The sequence below is a fragment of the Sphingomonas yantingensis genome (assembly GCF_014199325.1).
GTDB classification, from domain to species: domain Bacteria; phylum Pseudomonadota; class Alphaproteobacteria; order Sphingomonadales; family Sphingomonadaceae; genus Sphingomonas; species Sphingomonas yantingensis.
This window is the reverse complement of record NZ_JACIJJ010000001.1, coordinates 153689-170466: the sequence shown is the minus strand read 5'-3', so window position 1 is coordinate 170466 and position 16778 is coordinate 153689. Positions and strand designations below refer to the sequence as shown.

Annotated in this window: 18 protein-coding genes; 7 read left to right on the top strand and 11 right to left on the bottom strand. The window is 69.3% G+C overall.

Annotated features, from left to right (window positions below; genetic code table 11):
• Positions 1-36 precede the first annotated feature (36 nt).
• The 6 genes from FHR19_RS00850 to FHR19_RS00825 are packed head-to-tail and all read left to right on the top strand — an operon-like array spanning position 37 to position 6172.
• Positions 37-1491 (top strand): hypothetical protein, encoded by a 1455-nt coding sequence (locus FHR19_RS00850; protein ID WP_184023346.1) that lies wholly within the window; start codon positions 37-39, stop codon positions 1489-1491.
• 26 nt (positions 1492-1517) lie between these two features.
• Entirely contained in the window at positions 1518-1928 is a 411-nt protein-coding gene (locus tag FHR19_RS00845) for a hypothetical protein (protein WP_184023344.1), read from the top strand.
• A 49-nt stretch (positions 1929-1977) separates the two neighbouring features.
• Positions 1978-3141, top strand: coding sequence for a lycopene beta-cyclase CrtY (crtY, locus tag FHR19_RS00840; protein WP_184023343.1), 1164 nt, complete (start codon positions 1978-1980; stop codon positions 3139-3141).
• Entirely contained in the window at positions 3138-4616 is a 1479-nt protein-coding gene (locus tag FHR19_RS00835) for a phytoene desaturase (RefSeq protein WP_184023342.1), read from the top strand. The genes crtY and FHR19_RS00835 overlap by 4 nt, the downstream gene beginning before the upstream one ends.
• A 45-nt stretch (positions 4617-4661) precedes the next feature.
• A complete protein-coding gene (locus tag FHR19_RS00830) occupies positions 4662-5243 on the top strand; it encodes an LOG family protein (protein ID WP_184023341.1) in 582 nt (193 codons plus the stop codon).
• A 14-nt stretch (positions 5244-5257) separates the two neighbouring features.
• The gene (locus FHR19_RS00825) at positions 5258-6172 is read left to right on the top strand and encodes a phytoene/squalene synthase family protein (RefSeq protein WP_221228366.1); all 915 of its coding nucleotides are present in this window, start codon (positions 5258-5260) and stop codon (positions 6170-6172) included.
• Between the two features lie 100 nt (positions 6173-6272).
• Here the strand turns inward: FHR19_RS00825 and FHR19_RS00820 are convergent, their stop codons facing one another.
• Both FHR19_RS00820 and FHR19_RS00815 read right to left on the bottom strand, forming a co-directional pair.
• On the bottom strand, positions 6273-6656 hold the full coding sequence (locus FHR19_RS00820) for a hypothetical protein (RefSeq protein WP_221228337.1): 384 nt from the start codon (positions 6654-6656) through the stop codon (positions 6273-6275).
• A 220-nt stretch (positions 6657-6876) separates the two neighbouring features.
• Positions 6877-7428: an NUDIX hydrolase gene (locus FHR19_RS00815; protein ID WP_184023338.1), complete on the bottom strand. Its 552-nt coding sequence runs from the start codon at positions 7426-7428 to the stop codon at positions 6877-6879.
• A gap of 68 nt (positions 7429-7496) precedes the next feature.
• Between FHR19_RS00815 and mscL the strand changes: the two genes are divergently transcribed.
• Entirely contained in the window at positions 7497-7964 is a 468-nt protein-coding gene (gene mscL, locus FHR19_RS00810) for a large conductance mechanosensitive channel protein MscL (protein WP_184023337.1), read from the top strand.
• A gap of 94 nt (positions 7965-8058) precedes the next feature.
• Here mscL and FHR19_RS00805 read toward each other — a convergent pair whose 3' ends face one another.
• From FHR19_RS00805 to FHR19_RS00765, 9 genes are all read right to left on the bottom strand, one after another.
• Positions 8059-9480, bottom strand: a complete 1422-nt coding sequence (locus FHR19_RS00805) for an ammonium transporter (protein WP_184023335.1) — start codon at positions 9478-9480, stop codon at positions 8059-8061.
• 11 nt (positions 9481-9491) lie between these two features.
• Positions 9492-9830, bottom strand: a complete 339-nt coding sequence (locus tag FHR19_RS00800) for a P-II family nitrogen regulator (protein ID WP_096342826.1) — start codon at positions 9828-9830, stop codon at positions 9492-9494.
• Positions 9831-10117: 287 nt separating this feature from the next.
• Complete coding sequence (locus FHR19_RS00795; protein WP_184023333.1) at positions 10118-10324, bottom strand: putative signal transducing protein; 207 nt, start codon at positions 10322-10324, stop codon at positions 10118-10120.
• A gap of 40 nt (positions 10325-10364) precedes the next feature.
• Complete coding sequence (locus FHR19_RS00790) at positions 10365-10757, bottom strand: hypothetical protein (RefSeq protein ID WP_184023331.1); 393 nt, start codon at positions 10755-10757, stop codon at positions 10365-10367.
• A 182-nt stretch (positions 10758-10939) separates the two neighbouring features.
• Positions 10940-11575, bottom strand: a complete 636-nt coding sequence (locus FHR19_RS00785) for a TetR/AcrR family transcriptional regulator (RefSeq protein ID WP_184023329.1) — start codon at positions 11573-11575, stop codon at positions 10940-10942.
• Positions 11576-11626: 51 nt separating this feature from the next.
• Positions 11627-12703: a glycosyltransferase gene (locus FHR19_RS00780; RefSeq protein ID WP_184023328.1), complete on the bottom strand. Its 1077-nt coding sequence runs from the start codon at positions 12701-12703 to the stop codon at positions 11627-11629.
• Positions 12700-13629, bottom strand: a complete 930-nt coding sequence (locus FHR19_RS00775; RefSeq protein ID WP_184023327.1) for a galactosyltransferase-related protein — start codon at positions 13627-13629, stop codon at positions 12700-12702. The genes FHR19_RS00780 and FHR19_RS00775 overlap by 4 nt, the downstream gene beginning before the upstream one ends.
• Positions 13626-14771: a glycosyltransferase gene (locus tag FHR19_RS00770; protein WP_184023326.1), complete on the bottom strand. Its 1146-nt coding sequence runs from the start codon at positions 14769-14771 to the stop codon at positions 13626-13628. Before FHR19_RS00770 ends, FHR19_RS00775 begins: the two co-directional genes overlap by 4 nt.
• Positions 14768-16768, bottom strand: coding sequence for an HAD family hydrolase (locus FHR19_RS00765; RefSeq protein WP_184023325.1), 2001 nt, complete (start codon positions 16766-16768; stop codon positions 14768-14770). Before FHR19_RS00765 ends, FHR19_RS00770 begins: the two co-directional genes overlap by 4 nt.
• Between the last annotated feature and the right edge of the window lie 10 nt (positions 16769-16778).

The window sequence follows — 16778 nt, the reverse complement described above, 5'->3', positions numbered from 1 at the left end:
TAGAACGGGGACATCACGGTATCAGGAGCGTCCGCCATGTCCCTCACGCCCGTCCAGCAAAACGCCTATGACGATGTGCGTGGCCGGCTCGAGTCGGGGTTTCTGAACCCGGTCACGCACGGCGACGTGAACGCCGCGGCCGCGACGCTCAAATCGCTGAACGCCGCCGACGCCAATGCCGTCGTCGCCGAGATGGAAAAGAGCGGCCAGCTCGACAAGCTCGCGTCGGAGGGTGTCGACGGCACCTGGTTCGGCAATGGCGGCTATACCGATGGCGAACGGCGCGACCTGTTCAACGATCTGGCCGGCAAGCTGACCGGATCGAACCTTGCCGCGGTGTCGAACGCGTTCGAGCGATCGAAGTCGGGCGAAGGTGGCTTCGACCTTGCCGGTGAATTCGCGTCGTCCGTGGCGACGCACGCGTCGGCCGCTCAGAAGGTGGATTTCATCAAACAGCTCACCAGCGAGGCGAGCGATGGCAAGGGCCTGTCGGGGGTCAACATCGGCGGGAGCTGGAGCCGCGAGGTCGACGGCGACGCAGCAGCGATCGGGACCGTGCTCGGCTCGCTGCGCGGCGGACAGGCAGAGGCGGCATTCCGCCACCTCGCCGCCAATCCCGCGGCGCTGAGCGCGGTGACCCGGACCGGCATCGACCAGACCAGCCACTACAGCCAGGGCGGCGTCGTCACCGGCTTCGACACCGCGCGGTTCCGCGGGGTGATGGACGCGGCGGCATCGATTTCGAATCCCGATCTCAAGGCGCGCGTCTTCGATGCCGGCGCGACCGAGCTTCGCACGATTCGCGACACGCCGGGCATCAGTTTGGGCGTCAACTCGATCGACCGCGGCGAAGCACTGGGCGACGTGCGCGACAGCCTGACCAAGCTGATCGACAGCGACACGACGGGCGTCGTCCACGAACTCGAAACCAACAGCGAGACGCGCGCCGGCTCGGCGCTGTCGGCCTATACCCAGCAGATGTTCGAGGGTGACAAGGCCGACACGCTCGGCGAGCAGATGGCCCGCCTGCAACTCGGCAACGACGCCACGACTCGGCCGCAGGACCCGGTCGCCCGGCTCAACCAGACGGTGAAGGCCCCCGACGGCACCGACCGTCGCGAGAACGCCGCCGCGCTTGGCTATTTCGTGGGTGCCGCCTATGCCGGCGCCGCGGCGCAAGCCGACGGGATCAAGGGGCAGCAGGACAACGTGACCGCGATGCTCAAATCGGTCGGCGCGATCGTCGGCGCCGCTACCGGGCCGGTCGGCGGCGCGATCACGGGCGCGGGCGGCGAATGGCTGAACAAGGCGGTCGAAGCGGCGATCGACAACCCCAAGCTCGAGCCCGCCCAGCGACTGGAAAGCGCGGCCCTCCCCTCGGTCGCGAACGATCCCGACGCGCCCTTCGACCGCGAGGTTGCGGTCGGCGACAAGGCGGAGAGCGCGTTCGGCGATGCCGTCGACCGCGTGCGCCGGAACGCCCAGCCCTGATGCGGGCCGGCCGATGGCCCCTCCTCTTGATCCTTGCCGCCGGCTGCACGGATAAGGTGCCCATGACCCTGCCCGATCCCCCCGCGCCGATCGTCCAGCCCGCGGAATATGCGTTCGGCGATGCCATCGCCTCTGCCGACAATCGCGCGGCGGCGGCGGCGCAGGACCTGTTGCGGCCGCGTTTCGGCGGCGGACAGGAGCGCAATCTGGTCGCACCGGCCGGCACCGACTTCGCCGCGGTCACGCGCTGGTACGACGCGCGCGCCCAGGAAGCGGGATGGGAGCCCGTCGCCGGATTCACCGACCGACTGGGTGGCGGACGACACGGCTTCGCCTATGCGGCGGGAACCCGCGCCTTTGCGCTGGTGTGGATCGATGAGGCTTCGCCGGACGGCAACCGCCCGGTCACCACCATTCGCTTCGGCGAGGGACGCTGAGTCCGCGCATCCCCTTCCCACTCCCCCCGATCCCCGCTAGTCGAGGGACATGGCCTCCACCCATCGTTGCAACGTCGCGATCGTCGGCGCAGGCCTTGCCGGCGGGCTGATCGCGCTGGCGCTGGCGGAGCGGCGGCCGGGGCTGGAAATCCGGCTGATCGACGGTGCGGGATCGGTGGGGGGCAATCACCTCTGGTCGTTCTTCGACCACGACATCGCGCGCGAGGATCGCTGGCTGGTCGAGCCGCTGATCGTGCATCGCTGGGACAGCTACAATGTCCGCTTCCCGCGGCACGGCCGTGCGATCGCGGCGCGCTACAATTCGATCGAATCCGACCGGCTCGACGCGGTGGTGCGAAAGCGGCTGCCCGAGCGCGCGCTGATGCTGGGGCGCAAGGTGCTGGCTGCCAGCGCGACCGCGGTGGTGTTCGCCGACGGCGACCGGATCGAGGCGGACGGCGTCATCGACTGCCGCGGGCCGGGCGACGTGTCTCACCTCGTCATGGGGTGGCAAAAGTTCATCGGGCAGGAACTGGTGCTGACTGCCGATCACGGTGCCCCGCGGCCGATGGTGATGGACGCGTCGGTCGAACAGATCGACGGCTATCGCTTCGTCTATTGCCTGCCCTTCGCGCCCGACCGGATGTTCGTCGAGGACACTTATTACAGCGACACCCCCGACATCGACGACCGCGCGCTGGACGGCCGCATCGCCGCCTATGCCGCCGCGCGCGGGTGGGAAGTCGAACGCGTCGCGCGGGCCGAACGCGGGGCGCTCCCCGTCGTGTGGGGCGGCGATTTCGAAAGCTACTGGCTGTCGGGCGGGCGCGGGGTGGCCAAGGCGGGAATGCGCGCAGGGCTGTTCCATCCGCTGACCGGCTATTCGCTGCCCGATGCGGTGCGCACCGCCTCGATGCTGGCGCGCGCCCGCGATTATGCGGGCGCGGCGCTGCACGACACGACGCACGACCATGCCGCCGCCACCTGGGCGTCGCGCGGCTTCTATCGGATGCTCACCGCGATGCTGTTCCGCGCCGCCGATCCGGCGGATCGCTGGCGCGTGCTCGAACGCTTCTACCGCCTCGATGCCGGGTTGATCGGCAGGTTCTATGCGGGGCAATCCACCATCTTCGACAAGGCACGGGTACTGACGGGCAAGCCGCCGGTCCCCATCGGGCGCGCGATCGCGGCTATTAGGGAGTCAAGGGTTTGAAGACCGCAGCGGTCATCGGTTCGGGTTTCGGCGGGCTGGCACTCGCCATCCGCCTGCAGGCGGCGGGCATCGCCACGACCATCGTCGAGGCGCGCGACAAGCCCGGCGGACGCGCCTATTACTGGCAAAAGGACGGCTTCACCTTCGACGCCGGCCCCACCGTCATCACCGCGCCGGAGGCATTGCAGGAGCTCTGGGCACTGTCGGGCCACGACATGGCCGAGGATGTCGAGCTGGTCGCGGTCAATCCCTTCTATCGCCTCAACTGGGCGGACGGGACCAATTTCGACTACACCAACGACGATACCGTGCTCCGCCAGGAAATCGGCAAGCTCGATCCCGGCGATATCGAGGGATACGCCCGCTTCCTCGACTATTCGCGCGGCGTGTACGAGGAAGGCTATGTCAAGCTGGGGTCGAAGGCGTTCCTCGACTTCGGATCGATGGTGAAGGCGGCGCCCGCGCTGGCGAAGTATCAGGCGTGGCGCTCGGTCTATTCGATCGTCGCGGGGTTCGTGAAGAACGAGAAGCTGCGCCAAGCGCTGAGCTTCCACACGCTCCTCGTCGGCGGCAATCCGATGAAGACGTCGAGCATCTATGCGCTGATCCACAAGCTGGAGCGCGACGGCGGCGTCTGGTTTGCCAAGGGTGGCACCAACCGGCTGGTCGCGGGCATGGTCCGCCAGTTCGAGCGGCTGGGCGGCACGATCCGCCTCGACGACCCGGTCGTCTCGATCGAGACGCTGGGCGACCGCGCGACGGGGCTGACGACCAAGAGCGGCTGGCATCTCGACGTCGATGCGATCGCGTCGAACGCCGACCTGATGCACAGCTACAAGGACCTCCTTTCAGGCTCGCGCAGCGCCAAGCGGACGGGTGCGAAGCTGGAGCGCAAGAAGTTCTCGCCCTCGCTGTTCGTCGTGCATTTCGGGGTGAAGGGCACGTGGCCGGGGATCCCGCACCACATGATCCTGTTCGGCCCGCGCTATCAGGGGCTGCTCGCCGACATCTACGATCACGGCGTGCTGTCGGAGGATTTCAGCCTCTATCTCCACCACCCGACCGTCACCGATCCGTCGATGGCGCCGGAGGGGCACTCGACCTTCTACGCGCTCGCCCCCGTGCCGCATCAGGGCAAGTTCCCCGCCGACTGGGACGCGATCAAGGAAACCTACGAGCGCCGCATCCTCGACGAGGTGGGGCGCCGGCTGATCCCCGACATCCACGACCGGATCGTCACCAAGTTCAGCTACACGCCGGCCGACTTCACCCGCGACCTGTCGGCGCATCTGGGCAGCGCGTTCAGCCTGGAGCCGGTACTGACGCAGAGCGCATACTTCCGCGCGCATAACCGCGACGATCATATCCCGAACCTCTATTTCGTCGGCGCGGGCACGCATCCGGGCGCGGGCATCCCCGGTGTCGTCGGCAGCGCGAAGGCGACGGCGGAGCTGATGCTGGCGGAACCACGCTGATCGGCCTATCGGCGGCGCGGACAAGCCATTGAGAAAGACGAAGTCATGAACCGCATCGCGGTCTATTGCGGGTCGGCGACCCCCGCCGACCCCTCCTATATCGAGTGCGCGGCGCTCACCGGCCGGACGCTGGCGGGCCGCGGCATCGGCACCGTCTATGGCGGCGGCAAGCTGGGGCTGATGGGCGCGGTCGCCGACGCGGCACTGGCGGCGGGAGGCGAGGTGATCGGCATCATCCCGCAGGCGCTGGTCGATGCCGAAGTCGCGCATCGCGGCCTCACCAGCCTCGAAACCGTCACGGGCATGCACCAGCGCAAGCAGCGCTTCACCGACCTGTCCGACGGCTTCCTGACGCTGCCGGGCGGCACCGGCACGATGGACGAGTTGTGGGAAGCGATGAGCTGGTCGCAGATCGGCTATCACACCAAGCCCGTCGGCCTGTTCAACTGGCAGGGCTTCTACGACCCGCTGATCGCCTTCGTCGATCGTATGGCCGAGGTCGGGTTCCTGCGCCCGCAGCACCGCGACATCCTGATCGTCGACAGCGACCTCGACCGGCTGCTCGAACGCATGGCCGCCTATCGCCCGCACGTGCCGATCACGCGGATGACGCGCGAGGAACTGTGAGCGAGCGCGCCGCGCTGGTCGCCGCCGCCCGCGCGTCGATCGCGCGCGGGTCGAAGAGCTTCGCCGCCGCCTCCACCCTGTTCGACCGGGCGACGCGTGAGCGCGCGTGGCTGCTCTATGCGTGGTGCCGCAAGTGCGACGACGTGGCCGACGGGCAGGACCATGGCCACGGCATGTCCCGCGTCGAGGACGCCCCCGCCCGCGTCGCGCAGCTTCGCGCGCTGACCCATGCCGCGTTCCGGGGCGAGCCCACCGGCGACCCGGCGTTCGACGGCCTCAACGTGGTGGTGCGCGAAACGGGCCTGCCGCAGCGGTTCGCCGACGACCTGATCGACGGCTTCGTCCTCGATGCCGAGGAGTGGCAGCCGCGCAGCGAAGCCGACCTCTACCGCTATTGCTACCATGTCGCCGGCGCGGTCGGGTGCATGATGGCGGTGGTGATGGGCGTCGACCCGGCCGACGAGGCGACGCTTGACCGCGCCTGCGACCTCGGCCTCGCGTTCCAGCTCGCGAACATCGCGCGCGATATCGAGGAGGATGACCGTGCGGGCCGCTGCTACCTGCCGCAGGAATGGCTGGCGGAAATGGACGTGCCGCCCGGCCAGCACATGAAGCCGCCCTTCCGCTCGCGCCTCACCGTCCTCGCCCGGCGGCTGGCGACGCGCGCGGCGCTGCACGAGCAAAGCGCGCGCGGCGGCACGCCTGCGCTCTCGCTGCGCTCAGCCTGGGCGGTGCTGGCGGCGGCGGGCATATACGGCGACATCGCCCGCGAAGTCGCCCGCCGCGGCGACCACGCCTGGGATCACCGCGTCCACACGACCAGGGCGGAGAAGCTCCGCTGGATCGCGCGCGCGGGGGTGCAGGCGGCGCGGCGGGAACGGTATGCGGGGACGGCGCGGCCGGCGGAATTGTGGAGGCGGCCGCGGTGAGGCGACGGCATTAGGTCGTGGTCGATACAAGCTCTGGCCGCGTGTCCTAACCCATCATCACGAACGAATAGTCTTGCCCCGGCCGGGCGCGGCGCGGCGCTCAGTGCGGTTTCGGTTCGGTGTCCGCCAAGGCGGACTGGCGGAGCCGCGTGACCCGGATGGCAGGACTGCCATCATCCCCCGATACGACCGCCCCAGTCAACAGAACGAAGATCTCGCGCGGTGCGCCGCGCCGCTCCGGCGAGATGTCTGCCCCGTCGATAGCTCGATACGCGTCGCGGGCGGCCTGGTTCACGAGACTGATCGGATAGCGGGGACAGTTTTCGCCGCCGCCCAGCTTCGGCCCGATGTGAAAGGAAAAGGGCGAGGGGATGTAGAGTATGGCGGCTCCCTCTATCCGATCGCCTGCAGAAACCGACCAGCACTGGCCTACCGTGATGCGCGCCGGCTGGGAACTGCAAGCGGCAACGCTCAAGATCGCCACAGGAAGAGCCGCAACTCGCATGCATCAAGGCTCACAGATACCAAGGCGTTACGCAAGCGGCGTTCTCTACTGCCGGCACTTGGCGAGATCGTGGCGGGGAGGGCCCCGGTTCTTCCTCGTCACCCCGGACCCTTCGACAGGATCGGGACAGGCTTGATGCGGGGTCCCGCTCACTCTTCTACAAGCGTCAGGCAGCGGGACCCCGGGGTGACGATGAGGGTCAGGGTGGGCTTCCGTCTCGAAGCAGCGCCGCCCCCAGCAGCGTCAGCAGCTTCACGTCGACCCCGCACCCCTCCGCCCGCTTCGTCGCCACGAACGCGGGAAGCGCATCCAGCGCCACGCGGTGGACGGTGATCCCCTCGCCCGCCACACCGCCGCCCGGCCCGACCTGCGTCAACCCGCTCGCGCGCATCAGGGTGAAGCCCTCCGACGCCATGCCGGGGGAGGACCAGAACTCGCCCACCGGCTCCATGACGGCGGCGCGCCAGCCGGTTTCCTCCTCCAGCTCGCGCCGCGCGGCCTCGACCGGGTTCTCGCCCTCGGTCTCGTCGCCGACCAGCCCGGCGGGCAGTTCGATGCAGTTGCGGCCCAGTGGCACGCGGTACTGCTCGACCAGCAGGACATGGCCGTCCTCGACCGCCAGGATCACCGCCGCGTGGATGTTGCCGGTGCGCGAGACATATTCCCACCGCCCCCGCCGTTTCATGTCGAGCCAGCGGCCCGCCCACATCGTCTCGACCGGCTTGTCGCGGTCGAAGGGGTCGTCGGTCATGGCTCGCCACCCTTGCTGATCGTCGTTAGGCTGGCGCCGCCTTTAACGGGATCAAGGGGACAAGGCCAATGCTCAAGGATTTTCAGGCGTTCATCGCGCGCGGCAACGTGCTCGACCTCGCGGTCGGCGTCATCATCGGCGCGGCGTTCGGCAACATCACCAAGTCGCTGACCGACGACGTCATCATGCCGGTGATCGGCGCGATCTTCGGCGGGGTCGATTTCTCGGGCTATTTCCTGCGGCTGGGGCCGGTGCCCGCGGGCTATACCGGGTCGCTCTCCAACTATGCGGCGCTCAAGGCGGCGGGCGCGCCGCTGCTCGGCTTCGGCCAGTTCGTGACGGTGGTCATCAACTTTCTGATCCTCGCCTTCATCGTCTTCCTGCTGGTGCGCAGCGTCAACCGGATGATGACGCGCCTCGAAAAGCAGAAGGCCGAAGGTACCGCAGCGCCCGCCGCCGACCCGGCCGACGTAATCCTCCTTCGCGAGATCCGCGACGAGCTGAAGGCGTCGCGGGGAAATGCCCCGAGTGTCTGAATGAAAAAACGGCCGGTGCATCGCTGCACCGGCCAGAGTGGTCCGCAGGAGGAACCTGGGTACGGGGCCGGCCCTGAACCGGCCCCGAAGCTTGTCAGAGGTTGTAGGCGCGCTCGCCATGCTCGTTGATGTCGAGGCCCTCGACCTCGACCTCGAGGCTGGGGCGAAGGCCCATCACCTTGTCGATGACGAAGAACAGAACGAAGCTGATGAGGCCCGAATAGAGGAGCGTGAAGGCGACGGCCTTGACCTGCGTCCAGACCTGCGTCGCGATCGAATAGGTCGAGGCGTCGAATGCGGCGGGCAGGACGTTGTAGTCAAACACGCCCTGGCCGCCGAGCGACGGGGCCGCGACGATGCCGGTGCCGATCGCACCGACGATCCCGCCGACGCAGTGGACGCCGAACACGTCGAGCGTGTCGTCATAGCCGAACTTGTTCTTCACGGTGGTGACGAAGAAGAAGCAGACGATGCTGGCGACCGCACCGAGCACGATCGACGTGCCGGGATGGGCGAAGCCCGCTGCCGGGGTGATCGCGACGAGACCCGCGACGACGCCGGTGGCACCACCCAGCAGCGACGGCTTCTTGTGGACGATCTGCTCGATCACCGCCCAGACGACGCCCGCTGCCGCGGTGGCGACGAAGGTGTTGATGAACGCGACCGCGGTGACGGCATTTGCCTCGAGATTGGAGCCGGCGTTGAAGCCGAACCAGCCGATCCAGAGGAGCGAGGCGCCAATCATCGTCATGACCAGGCTGTGCGGCGGCATCGGCTCGGACTTGTAGCCGTGACGTTTGCCGAGGACGATGCAGCCAGCGAGGCCCGCGATGCCCGCATTGATGTGGACGACCGTGCCGCCGGCGAAGTCGAGCGCACCCCAGCCCCAAAGCAGGCCGTGATCGTCGGGCAGCCCCGGCTGGAAGTCCGGACCCGGCCAATACCAGACCATGTGCGCCATCGGGAAATAGACCAGCGTCAACCAGATCACCGTGAAGATGATGAGCGGCGTGAACTTCACCCGCTCGGCGAACGCGCCGACGATCAGCGCGGGGGTGATGCACGCGAACGTCATCTGGAAGATGACGAAGACCAATTCGGGCAGATAGACGCCGTTGGTGAACGTCGCGGCGAAGGTGGTCGCATCGACGCCCTTCAGGAACATCTTGGAGAAGCCGCCGACGAAGCTGTTGAGCGCGCCGCCGTTGGTGAACGCCATCGAATAGCCCCAGCCGACCCAGACCAGGCTGGCGACGCAGACGATCGTCAGCACCTGCATCAGCACCGACAGCATGTTCTTGGCGCGGACGAGGCCGCCGTAGAACAGCGCGAGCGCCGGCACCGACATCATCAGGACGAGCGCCGAGGAGAACAGCATCCAGGCGACGTCGCCCTTGTTCACCATCTCGGCGGTGGGCACCACGGGCGCGGCGGCGGCCGCGGTCTGGGCGAAAGCGGGTGCCGCGGCGAGGAGCGCGGCGCCCCCGGCGGCGATGGGTGCAATCAGTCGCTTCATCGGTCCCCCCTTCAAAGCGCGGTCTGGTCGGTTTCGCCGGTGCGGATGCGAACCGCCTGTCCGACGTCGAGCACGAAGATCTTGCCGTCGCCGATCGCGCCGGTGTTGGCGGCGGCCTGCACCGCCTCGACCACGCGCGGGGCGAGGTCGGAGGCGCAGACGACCTCGACCTTGATCTTGGGCACCATGTTCGTGGAGTATTCGGCGCCGCGATAGATTTCGGTCTGACCCTTCTGGCGGCCGAAGCCCTTCACTTCGCTGACGGTCATGCCCGCCACGCCGATTTCGGTGAGCGCCTCACGCACCTCGTCGAGCTTGAACGGTTTGATGATGGCGATGACGAGTTTCATGGCGCCCCCTGGCTGTGTCCCGGGGTCAACTTCGCAAGGCGCGTGCCAAACGCGAAAAACCCGGGTTACGGGCGCCTGCGGCAACGAAACTTCGTTACGGAAGTGTGAAATTTGTGCAGCCGCGAGAAGCTGCCTGTTTTTGAGGCAGGTGAGGGGCCGTGCCGATGTGCAAAGCCCCTCCCTGGCAGGGAGGGGTTGAGGTGGGTTGGCCGATGGGGTGGGTGCCGCCAGACGACGGGCCTACCAACCCCCAGCCCCTCTCTTCCAGAGAGGGGAGCAAAAGGGAGCTAGCCTTCCAGCGCCTCGGCGATCACGGCGCGGGCTTCGCGCTCGTCGTCGGCGTCGACCATGACGCGGACGGGGATGAGGAAGGCGCTGCCCTCCCCCAGGCTCATCTCGCCGTCGAAGCCGATCGCGGGGATGCCCGCGGCCTCCAGCGCGCCGACGACGACATGGGCTTCGATGCGATTGTAGCGGCCGATCTCGACGAGCATGACACCCGCCTGCCCCGCTTCGGCCGTCAGGGCAAGGGGTTCAGGCGGCGCGGCGCTTGCCCGAGGCGCGGGCGTTGTCGGCGGCGATGCTGTCGACCATGAGCTCGTACTGGCGGAGGTCATAACCCGCATCGACGAACCGGCGGATCTCGGAGGTGTCGACCTCATACCCGTGCCGCCAGCTCAGCACCGCCATTCGGCGCAGTGCCTCTAGCTTCGGATCGGCGAGGCGCGGGTTGGGCCGCTCGCCGAACAGGACGCCCATCGCGACCGCGACGCGGCCCGGCTCACGCAGCGATGCCACCTTGTCCCGGCGCGCAAGTGCGACGACCGACCATTCGAGCGGGCTGAACGCGGGCTTCGCGCGGAAGCTGGCGGGCGCAGGAGCAGCGGCGCTGCCGGCTGCCACTTCGGCGAAAGCGAGATATGCCATGAACCGTCCTTCCCTGAACCCGGCCGCACAGCCCCGCCGCGAACCGCATAGCTCGCGCGCCGCCGAACGTCGCCGCCTTTTCGATGGTGGAAGGAGGGTCGATCCCGACTTCCATACCAAGCGGTATAGAAGTTCATTCAGTCGCCGTCAATCGTTCTGTACCGCCCGGTACAGAAAAAAGTTCAGCGCGTCGGCCAGATGTCGAGCGTGAAGTCGACGGTCCGGGCAAGCTGCTCGCGCGGGACGCCCGCGCTCGCCTGCACCGCCAGGCCCTGAAGCACGGCGAACAGGTAGTGGATGAGATCGTCGGGCGCGATGTCGGCGCCGAAATCGCCCTCGGCCTGCGCGCGCTCGAACCGGGCGAGCATCGCTGCGTGCGAGGAGGCGCGGCGCGCGATCACTTCCTCCCGAATTGCCTGCGCATCGTCGCCGCAGGGCAGGCTGGAGATGACGCTGAGGCAGCCCTTGGCCGCGCAGTCGCTGGTCTGCGTCTCGATCCCGCCGCGCATCATCCGCTCGGCAACGCCGCGCGCGGTGGGGGCGGCGAGCGCACGGCCGATATAGTCGAGCTTCTCGCGCTCGTAGAGGTCGAGTGCGTGGCGGAAGAGCGATTCCTTGTTGCCGAACGCGGCATACATGCTCGGCCGGGTGATCCCCATCGCCTCAGTGAGGTCGCTGATCGAGGCGCCTTCATAGCCCTTGGTCCAGAACACACGCAGCGCCGCGGCCAGCGCGGTGTCGGTGCAGAAACCGCGCGGGCGGCCCTTCTGCGCCTGGACGCAATCGCCCTGAATGTCGTGATCGAGAACCGTGACCATCGCACGCATATACGACGCGCGGGCGCCGCTTTCAAATCGGACCGCGACGCGTCAGGCGAACGCAGGTTCGCGCTCGGTTGTGGCGACCTGTCGATAGAGCGATTCGCAGCCGTCGAGCCAGCGGTCGTGCGTGAAGCAGCGGCGGACCCGCGCATGCGGCACCGCGCGCGGGATCGCCGCCGCTTCGCCGATCGCGCGGGCCAGTGCGGCGACGTCGCCGGGCGGAACGACCACCCCGCCTTCGCCCACCACTTCGGCCGCAGCGCCCATGTCGAACGCGGCGACGGGAAGCCCGCAGGCCATCGCCTCGATCGCGACGAGGCCGAAGGGCTCGTCCCAGCAGGGCGTGAACACGAAGACCGATGCGCGGCCCACTTCCGCTGCCAGCGCCGCGCCGCGCAGGTGCCCGCCATAGCGGATTGCGGGGCCGAGGCGGGGCTCGACCTCCGCCGCCCAGTAATCGGCATCCTCGATCGCGCCGAACAGCGTGAGGGGCACGCCCGCCCGCCGCGCCGCGTCGATGGCGTGGTGCGCGCCCTTGTTCGGGGTGATCCGCCCGCACCACACCGCCTCGCCATTGCCCATGGGGACGAACGGCCAGCGATCGGGGTCGATGCCGTTGTGGAGCACCGATGCCTCCGCCGGTGCCCCCTCCGGCCACCAGGCGTCCAGTTGCCGCGCCGATGTGACCGTCAGCCGGTGACCGGGCGCCGCACTCGCCCGCACGAACCAGTGGAGCGCGTCATAGGGCGGCACGTGGAGCGAGGTGACCGTCGGCACCGCCGCCGTCCGCCGCGGCTCCAGCGGGAAGCGGTGAAGGCTGTTGTTGTGGACGACGTCGAAAGCGCCGCGCGCGATCCGGTCGCATGCCGCGCCGTATGCGGCGTCGAGATAGCCGGTCAGCACCGCCGACCCGCGATAGACATCCCAGGGAAAGGCACGCTCGTAATGCTTGGCGAGCACGGGATCGATCGCGAACGCCGCGTCGCTGTCGCCAGAGGCGAACAGCACCACCTCGTGCCCGCGTGCCGCCAGTCCGCGCACCAGATGCCAGCAATGCGATTCCATGCCGCCGGCGAACGGCTCGGCGATCGGCTGGCGAAGGTGCGCGAGGACGGCGATCCTCACGCGGCGACCGTCACCGTGGTGACCTGCAACGCCTCGGCCTGAAGCTGGCGCAGGACGCGCGCGGAATTGGCATAGGGCATGTGGCTCTGCTGGCCGGTGAGCGCGCGGTCAGCCTCGTCGGGGCGGCGCAGGATGCGGATCGGCTGGCCGGGGGTGTCGTCAACCAGCCCCATCAGGCGGAACGCGTGGAGCCAGTGGCCCATCGTCCGGTATCCCCACTTCGCCTCGAACAGCTCGGCATTGCGCACCACGCTGTCGAGATGGTGGACCGGCGGCATGTGGTGCGGGTGGTACTGGTGATAGGCGAGCGCGCCCTTGATCCACGCGATCGGCACGCCCGCCAGGCTGATCGTCTTGCCGAAGTCGGTATCCTCGCCGCCATAGCCGGCATAGCGCTCGTCGAAGCCGCCGGTGGCGAGGAAGGTCGCGCGGCGCATCGCGAAGTTGAGCGACCAGAAGCAGCGATAGTCGGCGCAGATCTCGATCCCCGAGGGCGGTGGCCCGCGGCGGTCCGAATGCCGCTCCGCCACCGCGGCGAACCCCTCGTAGGTCCACGCGCCCGCCGTCGCGCCGCCGGGCAGGTACATGACCTCCCCCATGATGAGCCCGTCGAGTTCGGCGAGGCCCGCGGCATAGTCGGCGACGAGGTCGGGCGTCGGGATGCAGTCCATGTCGAGGAACACCAGCCCCTCCCCCACCGCAGTCGCCGCAGCGGCATTACGCGCGGCCGCGAGCGGCAGCTCGTCGGCGAGAATGTGGATCTGGCGGGTGGGGAACGGTGCTTCGGGCAACGTATAGAGCGCGTCCTGCATCACCGCGACGATCAGTTCGGCCGGCTGCTGCGTCTGCCGGCAAAGCCCCTCGACGACGTTGGTCAGGTGATCGGGCCGGCCGCTGGCAAGCGTGACGACCGAAAGGCTGTTCATCGGATCAGGGCTCCATCGTCGGGGGTGGTCTGTGGTGCGGGCTCAGGGTTCCAAAGGCGCTCGGCGAGCGTTTCGAGCCAGAAGGCGACGCGCTCGGCCGGGTCGTCGTCGATCATCGCCTGCTGAACGGCGGGGCGATGGTTGCCGAGCGTCTCGGCGAGCGCGGCGGTCCAGGCGTGCGCCGAGGCGGGCAGATGGGGGCGCACCGTCGCCGCCCCCGCAGCGGCCAGCGCCGCCGCCTTGGCATGCTGCTCGTCGAAATAGCGCCATTCGGGCACCGCCAGCCAGGGCCGGCCGGCGGCGAGGATCTGCTGGCAGGTAGTGTTGCCCGTCGACGCGACGATCAGGTCGGCGGCGGCGATATGGTCCGCCGCATCCTCGACCCAGCCGCGATGCTCGACATTGGCGGGCTCGGTGGCGTGCCAGTCGCGCTGGACGTTGCCGATCGTGATCCAGCGCGCGCCGGGCCTCGAACGTGCGCCGACGCCGATCGGAGCCTGTGCGAACCCCGCGCCGCCGCCGCCCGACAGGACGAGGATCATCTCCTCGCCCGCGGCCACGCCGATCCGCTGCCGCGCGACTTCCCGCTCGGGCACGCGCGTATCGACGCCCAGCCCCCCGGCGAAACACGTCTTGGCCCGCCATTCGGGCGTCCACTCGGGCTGCGCCAGCGCGGCATGGAACGGCGCGAGCAACCCCGCCGCCCCGTCATAGGCCGCCCGATGCCCCGCATCGCCGCGGTCGCCGTGCTGGAGCACCTTCACGTGCGGGACCGAGCAGATGCGCGCGAGCTGCGCCACCTCGGCCGACACATCGCTGACCATGAGCGCAGGGTCGGCGCGGTCGAACCAGTCGGTCATCACCGCCATCGCCCGGCGGATGCCCGGCCAGCCGAGCGGCGCGCAGTGCAGCGTCTGCGGCGTGGGCACCCAGTCCATGCCGCCGCTCTCCTCGCCCGTCGGTTCGAACAGCGAGGGAAGCTTCACGATCTCGACATGGCCGGGCAGCGCCGGGAAGATATCGTCCCGCGCGCAAAAGACGGTGAGCGGGCGCGCCGTGGGCAGCGCATTGGCGATCGCCGCCAACCGCTCGGCATGGCCGCGCCCCTGATGATGGACGAAGTAACCAAAAGGCCGCATCATGCGACCTTCGCGATGGGCAAGGCAGCGAGGCCAAGCCGCGCCAGCCCCTCGATCACACCATCGGCATGGCAGGCCGCCGCGCGGTAGAGCCCCGGCCGGTCGGGCAGAACGGCGAGTTCGTCGCCCGCATTGCCGACGACGATCGCATGGCCGCACGCGGTCAGCATGTCGATATCGTTGCCGCTGTCCCCGGCGGCGACGCACTGCGCCAGGGCCAAACCGGTGCGCGCCGCATAGGCGGCGATCGCCCGCGCCTTGCCTCCCGTGGCCGCGATCACGTCGATCAGGCGGCCGTGCGAGAAGATCACCTGCGCGCGCACGCGCGCTGCCGCGAGCGCGCCGCGCATGCGCGTCGCGTCGCCCGCACCGCCGAAATAGCTCAGCTTGTGCGGCCCCGCGGTCTCGGGCGGCTGCGCATCGAGGTCGAGCGGGGCAAGCGCAGCCTCCACCGCGCCGCGGTCCCACCCCTCGTCCAGCGCCGCCGCATAATCCTCGCACTCGCGCCAGCCGCCGCGCCCGTCGGGCAGCATGATCCGCGTGCCCACATCGACGATGAAGGCATCGGGCACCGGCAAGCCCCAGCGCGACAGGATCGTCCGCGCCATCGGCAGGCTGCGCCCCGTCGCCACGACGAACGGCAGCGACGAGGCACCGCGCCACGCGGCGAAGGCAGCGGCAGCGGCGCGGCTGCCGGTGAGCGTATTGTCGATGTCGCAGGCGAGCAGCCCGGGCTCGGCCAGGTCGGCATAGATCGACACCGACCCGGCGGCGTACCGATCCCAGTCATACGTTCCGACGCCGCGCCGTCCCGCCTCGGCAAAGCCGCGGTGCCGCGCGCGGTTGCACAGGATCGCGCGCATCGCCGCGGCGAGCGCCGCCTCGTCGGTCGGATCGACGGACAGGCCGTGGCCGATCGTCGCGACGATCTCCGCCGCGCCGCCGCGGTTCGTCGCGACGATGGGGACGCCCGCCGCTGCCGCCTCGAGCAGCGTCAGCCCGAACGGTTCGTGGAGCGCCGGATTGACGAAAAGCCCGCCCGCCGCCGCCCGCGCATAGAGCGCCGCCACGTCGCCCGCATCGTGGCGCGGCGGCAGCGCAATCCGACCCGCCAACGACGGCCGGCCGGCAAGCGCGCGGAGTGCGTCCAGCACTGCCGCTTCCTCATCGCTCGCATGGTCGTGCTGTCCGGCGAGGATCACGAGGTTCGCCGCCTCGCGCAGCGCCGCATCGCCGGCATAGGCGCGAAGGAGCGCGGCAAGATTCTTCTTCGCCACCGGGCGGGCGATCGCGAGGATGATCGGCTTGTCCGGATCGCTCAGCCACTCGCCGAGCCGGTCGGTGATCGCCGAGCCTGTGTCGCCATGCCGCGCGGGCACCCCGGGCGCGACGACATGCACCCGCGTACCCGGTGCCATGCCATAGCCGCCGACCTGCCGCGATGCCTCTTCCCGCGTGGAGACGATGACCGCCGAAGCGCCCCGGATCGCCGCCCGCTCGCCTTCGATCCGCGCGGCAAGGCCGGGGCACTCCAGCCCCTGCCGCTGCTTGTCGATGCCCAGCGCGTGCGGCGTGTAGACAAAGGGGATGCCGAAACGGCGCTCGGCCTCCGCCGCGACCGCTGCGGCATCGGCGAAATGAGCGTGGATGACGTCGGGGCGGCGATCGAGCGCATCCAGATAGGCGCAGAACGCCTCGACAAAGGCCGGCAACTCGGCCGCGAGCGCTTCCTTTTCGAGATAGCCGGGGCTCGGGGTGGCGATCCGTCGAATGGCAACGCCGGGCGCAACCGGCTCCGTCGCGGCGCCGTGGACGGCGCCCAATCTCGCATCGGTGAAGCGGCGCGTGACGATCGTCACCTGCTCCACCCAGCGCAGCCGCGCCTGCGCGAGCGCAGCGTCGATGACATAGGCGATGTGCCCGCCCGTATCGGCGGTGATGCCGTACTTGATCGGCGGCGCCTTCAGGCAACCGCCCAGGGCAAGATGGACGATGTGCATGCCTGCCCCC